The following is an 11,712-nucleotide window of genomic DNA, read 5'->3' on the forward strand; positions in this document are numbered from 1 at the left end:
GGCACCTACTCGTTGGGTCGGGTGGCGAGGCGCTGCAGGAACGAGGTGGCCTCGCCGACGCCCACCGGTTCGAAGAACCGCACGTCGACCGCCTCGACGGCCTCGATCGCCCGCGGCGCCAGCGCCGCACCGGCATCGGTGACCCGCAGCAGCCTGGCCCGGGTGTCCGCGGGGTCGACGTGCCGTTCGATCAGTTCCTTCTTCTCCAGGGTGCGCAGCACCTGCGAGGTCATCTTCACGTCGGTTCCGGCCTGGCGCGCCACCGCGAGTTGGTTCGGCTGCTCGTCGTGGGTGTTGAGCCACCAGATGCAGGCCAGCAGGACGAACTGGACGTGCGTGAGGTCCAGGGGGTCGAGTGCCTCGGCGACGCCGCGCTGCCAGCGCAGGGTGGCGTGCCAGAGCAGGAACCCCGGGCTCTCACCGGGGCGAAGCGGCATGATCGTGTGCCTTCTCCACCAGTGCCGCCATGGTCTCGGGCCAGTCGCCCGTGACCGCGGGCCCGATCTCGGGTCCCAGCTCGTCGGCGCCCGCGCCGGTGATCTCCATCCTGTAGGTGACACGGGTGCGACCGTCGGTGAGTGGGTCGATCCGGTGGGTCGTGCGCAGCACCAGACCCTCGATCTCGGCCTCGTCCACGAACGTGCGGTTCACGGTGACCTCCGCCAGCCGAAGGTGCACCGGCTCGTCGCCTGCGGGAGTCATGACGATCTCGGTGCCGTCGGCGAAGTCGCCCCGGATCTCGATGTGGGCGATGTCCGCGTTCCAGGTGCCCCAGTTCTCGACGTCCGCCCACAGGCCCCAGATCGACTCGGGGGTGGCGGCGGTGTCGACGCTGTGCTCGTACTCCCACATGGTGTCCTCCTCGGTAGATGATCTGTATGCAGACTATCTGTGCGAAGAGTATCTGTCCAGACTTGTCTCTCGACACACCGTCGGGCCGGGTGCTCAGCCGGTCTTGCGGGCGGGGGCGCGCTTGCCGGCCTTCGACGGCTTCTCGGCCTCGGCCTCGGCGCCGTCGCCGTCCTTGCCGGACTTCGCGGCGTCCACGCTGCGCTGCAGGGCCGCGACCAGGTCCACGACCTCGGCGTCCGCCGCGTGCGCGGCCTGGGCGGGCACGCTCACCTTCTGCCCGCCGTTGGCGATCGCCTCGTCGAGCATCTTCTGCAGCTGGGTCTGGTAGTCGTCGGTGTAGGTGTCCGGCTGGAAGTCCTCGGACATCGACTCCACCAGCATTTTCGCCATCGACAGTTCCTTGTCCGACGGCGCCGCGGCGTCGACGAGCTTGTCGAAGTCTGCGGCCCGCACCTCGTCCGGCCACAGCAGTGTCTGGATGACGAGCACGCCGTCGCGCACCCGCAGGGCCGCCAGCCGGGTGCGCTGACGCAGGGTGAAGTGCACCAGCGCGGTGCGGTCGCTCTCGGTCAGCGTGGACGCGAGCAGCTGGTATGCCTTGGGGGAGGCCGAGTCCGGTTCGAGGAAGTAGCTCTTCTCGAACAGGATCGGGTCGATCTGCTCCGACGGCACGAACTGGAGCACCGGGATCTCGTGTTTCTCGGCGGCGGGCAGCTTGTCGAAGTCCTCGTCGGTGAGGATCACCTGGGTGCCGTCCTCGGACAGGTACGCCTTGTCGATGTCGGCGAACTGCACGACGTTGCCGCACTCGGAGCAGACGCGGTTGTACTTGATGCGTCCGCCGTCCTTGCCGTGGACCTGGTGAAACTTGATGTCGTGGTCCTCGGTGGCGGTGTAGACCTTCACCGGGACGTTCACCAGACCGAACGCGATGGAGCCTTTCCATATCGACCGCATGCCTCCATGATGGTCCATACTGTGGGATCAGGCCAGGTGACGAGTAAGCGGTGCAGGTCGGAGCCGACATGTGGGCGGGCGGAAGATGACTGACGACGCCGTGGTGGTGGTCGGGGGAAAGCGGCTGTCGCTGACCAATCTGGGCAAGGTTCTCTACCCGGATACCGGCACCACCAAGGCGGAAGTGCTGCAGTACTTCACGCGGGTCGGCGCGGTGATGGTGCCCCTGCTGGCGGGCAGGCCCGTCACCAGGAAGCGGTGGCCGGACGGGACCGCCGCGACGCCCTTCTTCCAGAAGAACGTCGACGCGGCGACGCCGGCCTGGGTGGAGCGGCGCACCATGACACACGGATCCAAGACGATCGCGTACCCGCTCGTGGACGACCTCGCCGCGCTGGTGTACTTCGCGCAGGCGGGATCGCTGGAGTTCCACGTGCCGCAGTGGCGATTCGGGGTCGACGGGGAACCACTGAATCCCGACCGGCTGGTGGTCGATCTCGACCCGGGGCCGGGGGCGAGCCTCGACCACTGCGCCGAGGTCGCGCTCCGGGTCCGCGAACGCCTGCAACGGCACGGACTCGACGCCCTGCCGGTCACCAGCGGCAGCAAGGGTATTCACCTCTACGCGGGGCTGGAGGCGGGATGGACGGCGCGACGCTGCGTCGAGTTCGCCAAGGCGATCGCCGTCGATCTCGAGCGGGAGACACCGACGACGGTCGTCTCCACGATGGCTCGCGACCGGCGAGTGGGGAAGGTGTTCGTCGACTGGAGTCAGAATTCGGCCTCGAAGACCACGGTGTCTCCGTACTCGCTGCGCGGAACAGCGACACCGATGGTCGCGGCGCCGCGGACCTGGGCAGAACTCGCCGAATCGGGGCTGCAGCAGTTGGACTTCGGTGAAGTGCTCGACCGCCTCGAGTCGGGTGTCGCGCCCGCCGTCGTTCCGGCACCCGCGGCGAGGCCGGCGCTCGCGAGCGGCCCGGTGCACTCGACGGTCGACCCGCGGCCGATGCTGGCCTCCCGCTCCACCGTGGAAGAGTTTGCGCCGCGGGCAGATCCGGAGGAGTGGGCGTTCGAGTACAAGCTGGACGGGTACCGGGCCCTGGTGTACTTCGATCACGCCCCGGGGACCGGTGCGGGTGCGTTGCGGTTGCTCAGCCGCAACGGGCAAGACCTGACCGCGACCTTTCCGGAGCTGGGTGAGATCCCGGCCGGGCTGCACGGGCACTCGGGCGTCCTCGACGGCGAGATCGTGGTCTTCGACGACGCCGGGGCGCCGAGTTTCGGCCTGTTGCAGCAACGGATCGGCCGCCGAGGAGCGCCGGGACCGGACGCGGCGCTGCTGCTCTTCGATGTGCTCGAGCTCGACGGCACCACCCTGACCGCCAAGCCGTACCGGGCCCGGCGCACGGTGCTCGAGGCGATCCCACTCGACCCTTCGGATATCTGGCGGGTGCCGGCGTTGGCGCCGCCCGACCTTCCGGAGGCGCTCGACCGCAGCCGGGCCGACCGGATGGAAGGACTGGTGGCCAAGCGCTGGGACTCCGCCTACCGGCCGGGTCGCTCGCCGTCGTGGATCAAGCTCAAGCACTTCCGCGAGTGCGAGGCGGTGATCGGTGGCTGGCAGCCGGGTGAGGGCGGTAGGGCGCGGGGTGTGGGGTCGCTGCTGCTCGGGGTGCCGGACGAGCGAGGGGGGCTGCGCTACGTAGGGAAGGTGGGGAGCGGGTTCACCGACGCGACGTTGGCAGAACTGGGTTCGCTCACCCGCGAACTCGCGACCGAGCAGTCGCCGTTCGTGGACCCGGTCGACGTGCGCGGTGCGCACTGGACGCGACCGGAACTCGTTGCCGAGGTGCGGTATTCGGAAGTGACCGGGGACGGTCGGTTACGGCACCCGGTGTGGCGTGGGCTGCGGCGGGACAAGGACCCCGGTCAGGTCGCGGACGTCGGTCCGGAGTGACCAGGGGATGTTCGCTCCCGACGCTGCGCGATCGGCGTTGTGGGGCAGGGACATCGGTGTTGTCGTGACCGATTGGTAGGTTGGCACCGTCATGGGCGGCTCTTCGGATACTGCTCCTCAGTCACGTTCCGAAAGGCCTTCTCTGCCATGGTGATGGGTGCCACCCATGCTGTCTCCGGTGCCGTTGCCGGACTTCTCGTCGCACAGGCACTGCCCGAGCACTGGGGTGGACCGACATCCACCGCGGAGCTGTTCACGTTCGCGGGGGTCTGTGCCGGCGCAGCCCTGCTGCCCGACCTCGACACCGCGCAGTCGACGGTGGCCCGCTCGTTCGGCCCCGTCAGCACCCTCGCGGCGCGGGGCGTCGACGAGCTCTCGCTGTGGTACTACCGGCTCACTCGGGGGCGCAGGGACCCGCGGCGCAGCGGTGGTCACCGAACCCTCACGCACACAGCGTTGTTCGCAATCCTGCTGAGCGTCGGGGTGTCCGCGCTGGTCACCGCGTTCGGTCGGCCGGTGATCGTCGCGACGCTGTTCGTCACCCTCGGGCTGGCGTTGCGCGGGCTGGCGGGGGACTGGGCCAAGCGCAACGGCTGGCTCGTGGTGACGGCGGTCGCGGGCGTCCTGGCGGCGCTGACCTGGACCTGGTATCCCGACGAGGTGGGGTCGAGGGCGCTCGGGGTGGCCGTGGGCCTCGGGTGCGCGGTGCATTGCCTCGGCGACGCGATCACCAAGGAGGGGGTGCCGTTCCTGGCCCCGTTCGCGGCGTGGCGGGGGCGTCGCTGGCGAGAACTGCGCCTGCCGGAGCTGATCTCGATCAGGGCGGGCGGGGCGTTCGAGCGTGCGGTCCTCGGGCCGCTGCTGACCTGTGCCGCTGTGGGACTGGCGCTCTGGGCGCTCGACGGGGTCCCGGAGGCGGTCACCGAGGCGGTCGGGGCCTTCCGGCCCTGAGGCCGGCGAGGTCAGGCGGCACGGCCGAGCCGGTGGTGGGTGGGCTCGTCCCAGGTCCGGTCGACCCAGTACGGATCGTGCAGCCGGCGGCCGTACGTCGGCTCGCGCTCGCACCGCACTCGCACACTCGCGTGCACCCCGACCCCGGGTGCCGGCTGACGGTGTCGGTAGACGAGCAGCGCCCAGGTCCTGGACATCCGGTGCACGGGCGCCAGTGCGTCGCCGTCACAGAGGTTCGGTAGTTCTCGGAGCTCCTCGGTGCGCCGCAGGAGCACTCCGTGTTCGCGTGCGCCCTCGAGCACCCACATCAGGGAGATGTCCGACAGCCGGTGGTCGTCGAATCCGCCGCCGACGTCGCAGTGGACGCCCGCGAACCAGGCCTCCTCGATCCTCGGGTTGCGCACCGTGCACTCCCGGTACGGCCTGCGCTTCTCGTCGATCGATATCGCATGACGGCCGGCGCGCACGTTGGTCAGGCGCCGCGTGTTCTCGAAGTGGAGGTCCCGGCGGAAGATTCCCGGCGCACTGACGGTGTCCCAGATGCCGAGGTAGTGGACGGGGACCGAGAACCGACCACCGTCGACCGCCCGGCAGACGGTGCTGGAGAACTCGGCGGCCTCCGCGCGGTCCTGGTCGGTCCACTTGTGGCGCCGGGCGTAGGTCGAGATCGCGTACTGCACGAGGTTCTCCGACGACTGACGCGGGATGCCGACCTTGTGCAGCAGCCCGGCGAGCGCGCGAGCGGTGTAGGCGCCGCGACTGAACCCGAAGATGAAGATGCGGTCGCCCGGTTCCCAGTGGTTCATCAGAAACGTGTACGCCTCGGCCAGGTTGGTCTTCAGGCCGAGTCCGAAGGCAAGACCGAGCAGTCGCGAGAACCAGCGGCCGATCCGAGTACGGGCGCCGGCCGAGGAGAAGGTGCCGACGCCGGGGTCGTAGTAGAGGAGTTGTTCGCCGGTGGTGTTCTCCAGCGCGCGTAACAGCCGTATCACGTTGGTGTTGCGTGTTGCGCGAATGCGGTTCCCGGTGCCGTCCAGGCAGATGACGATCCGCTTCGGGGTCCGCGGGACAGGTGCGGTGTTCGGCATGACGTCGCCTCCACGACTGCTGTTTCAGGTGCCTCTCGAGGCTAGGGCGCGCCGCCCCGCCGGACACGAGTAGTGCACTACCCGAATCCGTCGGCGACCGGACCGTCAGTGCGCGGGATCGTCGAGCGCAGTCACCAGGTCGCGCACGTGCGCGAGATCGACCTGGTAGCCGGGGAAGTAGCAGCACACGCGGTCCGCGTGCGCGCCGAACCGCGTCCGGATCTGCCGGGCGCAGTCCTCGGGGGTGCCGCGCACGGCGAGGGTGTCGACCATCGCGTCGTCGACGTGCTCGACCATCTCCGCCACCGCGCCCCGCTTGGACAGCGCGTTGAGCGGTTCCTGGAGGTGTGCCCAGCCCTCCACCTCGAGTACGGGCCGGTAGGCCGGAGTGGATCCGTAGAACGCCAGTAGCCGGCGTACCCCTTCGGTCGCCGCGGCCAACTGCTCCTCGGTACGCCCGGTCGCGACGATCACCTGCGGGACGATCTCGAAGTCGGACCGGTCACGACCGGCGGACGCCAGCCCGCGGTCGACCGCCGGCAGGGTGCGCTCGTGGAAGTGCCGTTCGCTGTTGAACGGCATCACCAGCAGCCCGTCCGCCACCTCGGCGGCGGTTCTCGTCATCACCGGACCGAGCGCGCCGAGCAGGATCGGCGGTGGGCCGAACGGGTTGGGACCGGGGTCGAAGGTCGGGGCCATCAGTGTGTGGGTGTAGAACTCGCCGCGAAAGTCGAGACGGCCCTTGCCCTCCCACGTGTCGAAGATCGCGCGGACCGCCTGCACCACCTCGCGCATCCGGGCGGCGGGCCGCGACCAGGTGGCCCCGTACCGCTTCTCGATGTGCGGTCGAATCTGCGAGCCGAGGCCGAGGCGGAACCGGCCCCCGGCGAGGACCTGCAGATCGTGCGCGGCGTGCGCGAGGTGCATCGGACTGCGCGGCAGGGCGATGGCGACGTTGGTGGTCAGATCCAGGTTCACCACCGGTGCGGCCGCGACGAGCGGGAAGAAGACGTCGTGCGGGCCCTCGAAGGTGAACAGGCCGGCGGCGCCGGTGGACGCGAGTTCGACTGCCCGAGCGGCGGCGTCGACCGGAGCGGCGTCCAACTGGATCTCGACCTTCACACACGTCCCCTCGTCGTATCTCGGCGCGCGGGCAGCGCGGCGAGCGCAAGTGTGCGCCGGACGGGCGCCGGCGCGTGGCGGAACAGCGTCCACATGGTCGAACTCACCGCGAACGGGTCGTCCCGGGTGGACAGGTAGTCGCGCTGGCGGTGCTCGGGCAGCGTGAAGAAGGACTCGAAGAATGCAGGTACGAACCGTGGTTCGAGGCCCAGCAGTGCGCGCAGGCCGACGTCCCGCAGTCCGCGGACCGCCCGGGCCCGTACCGGCCACAACGCCGCCTCCGGATCGGTGCGGTCGACGACCGCGCGGACGACGGAGTCCGCAGCCGACAGGGAGGCGGCCACGCTGTACCCGGTTCCAGGGTGGACGAGTCCGCCGGCGGCGCCGAATCGCGGTGTCGCCGAACGCGTACGCGGCGCCTGCACCGGAAAGCTCACCCGCTCGCGGACGGTACCGTCCGGAATCGGAACCCCGCGTGCGCGCAGTCGGTGCGCGAGGCGTTCCTCGAGCACGGCCTGCGACAGCCCCGGCCTGCCCACCAGGCACGTCTCCTCGAGCAGGACGCGGTCGTCGCCGAGCGGGACCGCGTAGAGGAACGAGGGCGGATCGTCGGGCGCGGTCCCGTTGTCGCGCCGCCAGTCCATGAACCAGGCCTGTGCGCCGCCGAGCGCGGGTGCCGCCACTGTCGCGCTGACGACGATGCCGTAGGCGGTCTGCTGCGCGAACGCCGGGTCCGGGCGCACGCCGCGGGCGTCGACCACCACCCGCGCGTGCACCTCGGTGCCGTCCGCGAGCTGGACCGATCCCGTCGAAAGCCGCTGCGCGCGAACCGCGACTACCCGCACCTCGTCGAGGTGCAGTGCATCGTGCAGTGCGTCGTTGTCGAACACCCCGTAGGCCCGGTCCAGGCGGCGCTCGTGCAGTGCCCACACCGAGGGCCGCGGTACGCGTGCACCGAACACGCTGGGTTCGAGCCAGTCCGGGAGTTCGTCTACCCACGCGGCGTAGGTGGGCGACCAGCGGCGCCGGGGACGGGGGTCGACCGCCACGACGTCGAGACCCGCCGCCGCCGCCCGGTGGGCCAGCGCCCGGCCGGCCGGACCCAGACCGACCACCACGAGGTCGGCGACCCGGTGGGGTCCGGTCACCGGGTCACGGGTGGCTCAGCACGTTGACCACCCGGCCGTTGGGGTCGCGGACGAAGAACCGTCGCACGCCCCAGGGTTCGTCCCGAAGGGAATGGACGATCTCGGCGCCGCTCGCGAGGACCTGTGCGTACACCGCGTCGACGTCGTCGACCTCGACGCTCAGATCCGGTTGCACCGCCGCACTGGCGTCGTCGCGCATCAGTGTCAGCTGAGCGGTCGGGTTCGAGGGCGAGGCCAGTGTCATCACCCAGCCCTGGTTCATCACCTCCACGAATCCGAGGAGTTCGTAGAAGTCCCGGCTGTCGTCGAGATTCTCGGAGCGGATGTCGGGCACCACACGCCGGATGCTCACCGGTGTCCCGTCGCTAGAGCGAGCCGGTCGACAGCAGTCCGCCGTCCACCCGGACCGTTTCGCCCGTGATCCATGCGGCCGCGTCCGACACCAGGAAGCCGACCAGCCCGGCCACGTCCTCGGGAGTACCCAGGCGCTTCATCGGGTAGATCGCGGACGCCTGGTCCTCGCCGCCGGCGACGAGCGCCTCCGCGAACTTGGTCTTGACGACACCGGGCGCGACGGCGTTGACGCGGATCGTGGGACCGAGCTGCCAGGCGAGTTCTTCGGTGAGCCGGATCAGGGCGGCCTTCGAGGCGCCGTACGCGGCGATGACACCGGTGGACCGCAGGCCCGCGACGCTGGCGAGGTTGACGACGGCGCCGCCGTGCTCGCCCATCCACGCCTTGTGTGCCTGCTGGATGTAGCCAAGGGTGGCAACGACATTGACGTCGAAAATCTTGCGGACCGCATCCAGGTCCGCCTCCATCAGCGAGCCGAACACCGGGTTGATTCCGGTGTTGTTGACGAGGATGTCGAGCGAACCGAACTCGGCCACGGTCCGGGCGACCGTCTCGGTCCGGGAGTCGGCGTCTCCGGCGTTGCCCGCGATCGGCAGCACCAGCGCGCCGTCGACGCTCGCGCGCAGTTCGGCGGCGGCAGCCTCGAGCGGGTCCGCCTTGCGGGCGGTGATCGCGACCTTGGCGCCGCGGGCCAGGAACTCGGCGGCGATGGCCTTGCCGATACCGCGACTCGCGCCCGTGACCAGAGCAGTACGTCCCTCGAGATCTCTCATCGCGCTCATGCGTCCGAAGGTTAGCCGAGTCACCCGCGCCGTGGCGTTCGGCGCCCGAAAACTCCGGTAAACTGGCCCGTCGTGATTACCGCCACCGACCTCGAAGTTCGTGCCGGTGTGCGGACCCTCCTCACCGCGCCCGGTCCTGCCCTGCGTGTGCAGGCAGGCGACCGCATCGGCCTCGTCGGCCGAAACGGCGCCGGGAAGACCACCACCCTGCGCATTCTCGCCGGTGAGGGCGAGCCGTACGCCGGAGCCGTCATCCGCACCGGGGAGCTCGGCTACCTCCCGCAGGACCCCAAAGAGGGTGATCTCAGCGTTCTCGCCAAGGACCGGGTGCTGTCGGCACGCGGTCTCGACTCCATCCTGCGCGACATGGAGAAGCAGCAGACGCTGATGGCGGAGCTGGTCGACGGCCCCGACCTGGACAAGGCGGTCCGCAAGTACGGCTCGCTCGAGGATCGGTTCTCGTCGCTCGGCGGGTACGTCGCGGAGTCGGAGGCGGCCCGCATCTGCAACAGCCTCGGTCTCGCCGACCGCATCCTGGCGCAGCCGCTGCGCACCCTGTCCGGTGGTCAGCGTCGTCGCGTGGAACTGGCTCGCATCCTGTTCGCGGCCTCGGACGGCAGCGGTGGCCGCTCGGACACCACGCTGCTGCTCGACGAGCCCACCAACCACCTGGACGCCGACTCCATCACCTGGCTGCGTGGCTTCCTGCAGAACCACGAGGGTGGACTGATCGTGATCAGCCACGACGTGGAGCTGCTCGGTGATGTCGTCAATCGCGTGTGGTTCCTCGACGCGGTTCGCGGTGAGGCCGACGTCTACAACATGAACTGGAAGAAGTACCTCGACGCCCGCGCGACCGACGAGCAGCGTCGCCGGCGCGAACGCGCGAACGCGGAGAAGAAGGCCAGCGCACTGCGGGTGCAGGCGGCCAAGCTCGGCGCCAAGGCGACCAAGGCGACCGCCGCGCAGAACATGGCCAAGCGGGCCGACAAGCTGATGGCGTCGCTGGACGAGGTGCGAGTCTCCGACAAGGTCGCGCACATTCGCTTCCCGGAACCCGCGGCCTGCGGGAAGACCCCGCTGATGGCGAAGAACCTGACCAAGATGTACGGCTCGCTGGAGATCTTCGCGGGCGTCGACCTGGCCATCGACCGCGGTAGTCGCGTGGTCGTGCTCGGCCTCAACGGTGCGGGCAAGACCACCCTGCTTCGGATCCTGGCGGGCACCGAGAAGGCCGACACGGGCGAGCTGGTTCCCGGCCACGGCCTCAAGGTCGGGTACTTCGCGCAGGAGCATGACACCCTCGACGACGACGCCACCGTGTGGGAGAACATCCGGCACGCCGCGCCCGACACCGGCGAGCAGGAACTTCGTTCGCTGCTGGGTGCGTTCATGTTCACCGGGCCGCAGCTCGAACAGCCCGCCGGCACCCTGTCCGGTGGTGAGAAGACCCGTCTGGCGCTGGCCGGGCTGGTGTCCTCGGCGGCGAATGTGCTGCTGCTGGACGAGCCGACGAACAACCTCGACCCGATCTCGCGCGAGCAGGTTCTCGACGCGCTGCGCAGCTACAAGGGCGCGGTCGTCCTGGTCACCCACGACCCGGGCGCCGCCGAGGCCCTCAACCCGGAGCGCGTCATCCTCCTGCCCGACGGCACCGAGGACCACTGGTCGCAGGAGTACCTGGAGCTCATCCAGCTCGCCTGATCCACGCCGTTCGTCCTGGCCGTCGGTGGATGTTGTCGAATCCCACAGCGGTTCGCCCGTCACGGGGCCTCGCCCTCCTGCGGTCCGTCATCGTGCGAGCCGTTGCGGTGGTCGGAGCCGGCGGTGCGGTTCCGCTCGGCGCGGCGATGTCGCAGTTCGTTGTCCTTGCGGGCTTGGGCACGTTTGAGTGCCTGGGCGAGGAGGTCGTCGAGGTGGTGGCGGTGGTTGACCCGGGGTTGTCGGCCGGGGTCGAGGTGTGCGGGTGGGGTCCATTCGGTGCGGCCGGGGTGGTCGGATTCCGGTGGTGCGGTGCGGGTTTGCCAGCCGCGTGGGCCGTCGTTGACGAGGGCGTGGCAGGGGTCGCAGGCGAGGTCGAGGGTCTCGATGTCGGTGCCGCCGCCGTTGTTCCATTCGGTGAGGTGATGGACGGCGGTCATGGTGGCGGGTGCGTCGCAGCCGGGTCGGGTGCAGCCGCGTGATGCGGCGATGAGGGCGAGTCTCTGATCTTGGGATGCCAACCGCTTGCTGCGACCGAGGTGCAACGGTCGGCCGTGGTGGTCGAAGAGGCACAGGACGGGGTGGGCGTGTTCAGCCATGCGCAGTGCGTCCTTGATGGGGAGGATGCCGCCGGACGCGGTGGTCGCGATGCCGGTGGCGTCTTCGAGTTGTTGCAGGGTCATGGTGATGATCGCGGTGACGGGTAGTCCGCGATGGCTGCCGAGAATGCCGGAGGAGAGCAGGCAGCGTAGGCCCGCCGCGAGGGCGTCGTGGCCCCGTTGTCCGGCGGTGCGGGT

The 11,712-nt window shown here is 69.9% G+C and carries 12 protein-coding genes; 3 read left to right on the plus strand and 9 right to left on the minus strand.

Annotated elements, in window-relative coordinates:
* Positions 1–5: 5 nt before the first annotated feature.
* The 3 genes from ACFXGJ_RS21665 to ACFXGJ_RS21675 form a co-directional block, all read right to left on the minus strand.
* Positions 6–437 (minus strand): MarR family winged helix-turn-helix transcriptional regulator, encoded by a 432-nt coding sequence (locus ACFXGJ_RS21665; protein ID WP_378624587.1) that lies wholly within the window; start codon positions 435–437, stop codon positions 6–8.
* Complete coding sequence (locus ACFXGJ_RS21670; RefSeq protein WP_378624589.1) at positions 418–852, minus strand: SRPBCC family protein; 435 nt, start codon at positions 850–852, stop codon at positions 418–420. Before ACFXGJ_RS21670 ends, ACFXGJ_RS21665 begins: the two co-directional genes overlap by 20 nt.
* Before the next feature lie 93 nt (positions 853–945).
* Entirely contained in the window at positions 946–1,809 is an 864-nt protein-coding gene (locus ACFXGJ_RS21675; RefSeq protein ID WP_378624591.1) for a Ku protein, read from the minus strand.
* A gap of 85 nt (positions 1,810–1,894) precedes the next feature.
* Here ACFXGJ_RS21675 and ligD point away from each other — a divergent pair, with 85 nt between their 5' ends.
* Positions 1,895–3,769: a non-homologous end-joining DNA ligase gene (gene ligD, locus ACFXGJ_RS21680; RefSeq protein ID WP_378624593.1), complete on the plus strand. Its 1,875-nt coding sequence runs from the start codon at positions 1,895–1,897 to the stop codon at positions 3,767–3,769.
* Between the two features lie 147 nt (positions 3,770–3,916).
* Positions 3,917–4,720: a metal-dependent hydrolase gene (locus ACFXGJ_RS21685; protein WP_378624595.1), complete on the plus strand. Its 804-nt coding sequence runs from the start codon at positions 3,917–3,919 to the stop codon at positions 4,718–4,720.
* An 11-nt stretch (positions 4,721–4,731) separates the two neighbouring features.
* Here ACFXGJ_RS21685 and ACFXGJ_RS21690 read toward each other — a convergent pair whose 3' ends face one another.
* The 5 genes from ACFXGJ_RS21690 to ACFXGJ_RS21710 all read right to left on the minus strand — a co-directional run bounded on the left by ACFXGJ_RS21690 (position 4,732) and on the right by ACFXGJ_RS21710 (position 9,205).
* Complete coding sequence (locus ACFXGJ_RS21690; RefSeq protein WP_378624597.1) at positions 4,732–5,808, minus strand: DUF2235 domain-containing protein; 1,077 nt, start codon at positions 5,806–5,808, stop codon at positions 4,732–4,734.
* A gap of 105 nt (positions 5,809–5,913) precedes the next feature.
* Positions 5,914–6,930: a TIGR03617 family F420-dependent LLM class oxidoreductase gene (locus ACFXGJ_RS21695; protein ID WP_378624598.1), complete on the minus strand. Its 1,017-nt coding sequence runs from the start codon at positions 6,928–6,930 to the stop codon at positions 5,914–5,916.
* Positions 6,927–8,078, minus strand: coding sequence for a lycopene cyclase family protein (locus tag ACFXGJ_RS21700; RefSeq protein WP_378624600.1), 1,152 nt, complete (start codon positions 8,076–8,078; stop codon positions 6,927–6,929). Before ACFXGJ_RS21700 ends, ACFXGJ_RS21695 begins: the two co-directional genes overlap by 4 nt.
* 4 nt (positions 8,079–8,082) lie before the next feature.
* On the minus strand, positions 8,083–8,430 hold the full coding sequence (locus ACFXGJ_RS21705; RefSeq protein ID WP_378624602.1) for a VOC family protein: 348 nt from the start codon (positions 8,428–8,430) through the stop codon (positions 8,083–8,085).
* Positions 8,431–8,443: 13 nt separating this feature from the next.
* Complete coding sequence (locus tag ACFXGJ_RS21710) at positions 8,444–9,205, minus strand: SDR family oxidoreductase (RefSeq protein ID WP_378624608.1); 762 nt, start codon at positions 9,203–9,205, stop codon at positions 8,444–8,446.
* Between the two features lie 81 nt (positions 9,206–9,286).
* Between ACFXGJ_RS21710 and ACFXGJ_RS21715 the strand changes: the two genes are divergently transcribed.
* Positions 9,287–10,918: an ABC-F family ATP-binding cassette domain-containing protein gene (locus tag ACFXGJ_RS21715; protein WP_378624604.1), complete on the plus strand. Its 1,632-nt coding sequence runs from the start codon at positions 9,287–9,289 to the stop codon at positions 10,916–10,918.
* Between the two features lie 59 nt (positions 10,919–10,977).
* On the opposite strand, the gene ACFXGJ_RS21720 is transcribed toward ACFXGJ_RS21715, so the two are convergent.
* Positions 10,978–11,712: DUF222 domain-containing protein (locus tag ACFXGJ_RS21720; protein ID WP_378624606.1), on the minus strand; the 735-nt coding region annotated here is incomplete at its 5' end.

Origin of the sequence: Rhodococcus sp. NPDC059234, assembly GCF_042754225.1 — a bacterium.
In the GTDB taxonomy this organism is placed as follows: domain Bacteria; phylum Actinomycetota; class Actinomycetes; order Mycobacteriales; family Mycobacteriaceae; genus Rhodococcus_G.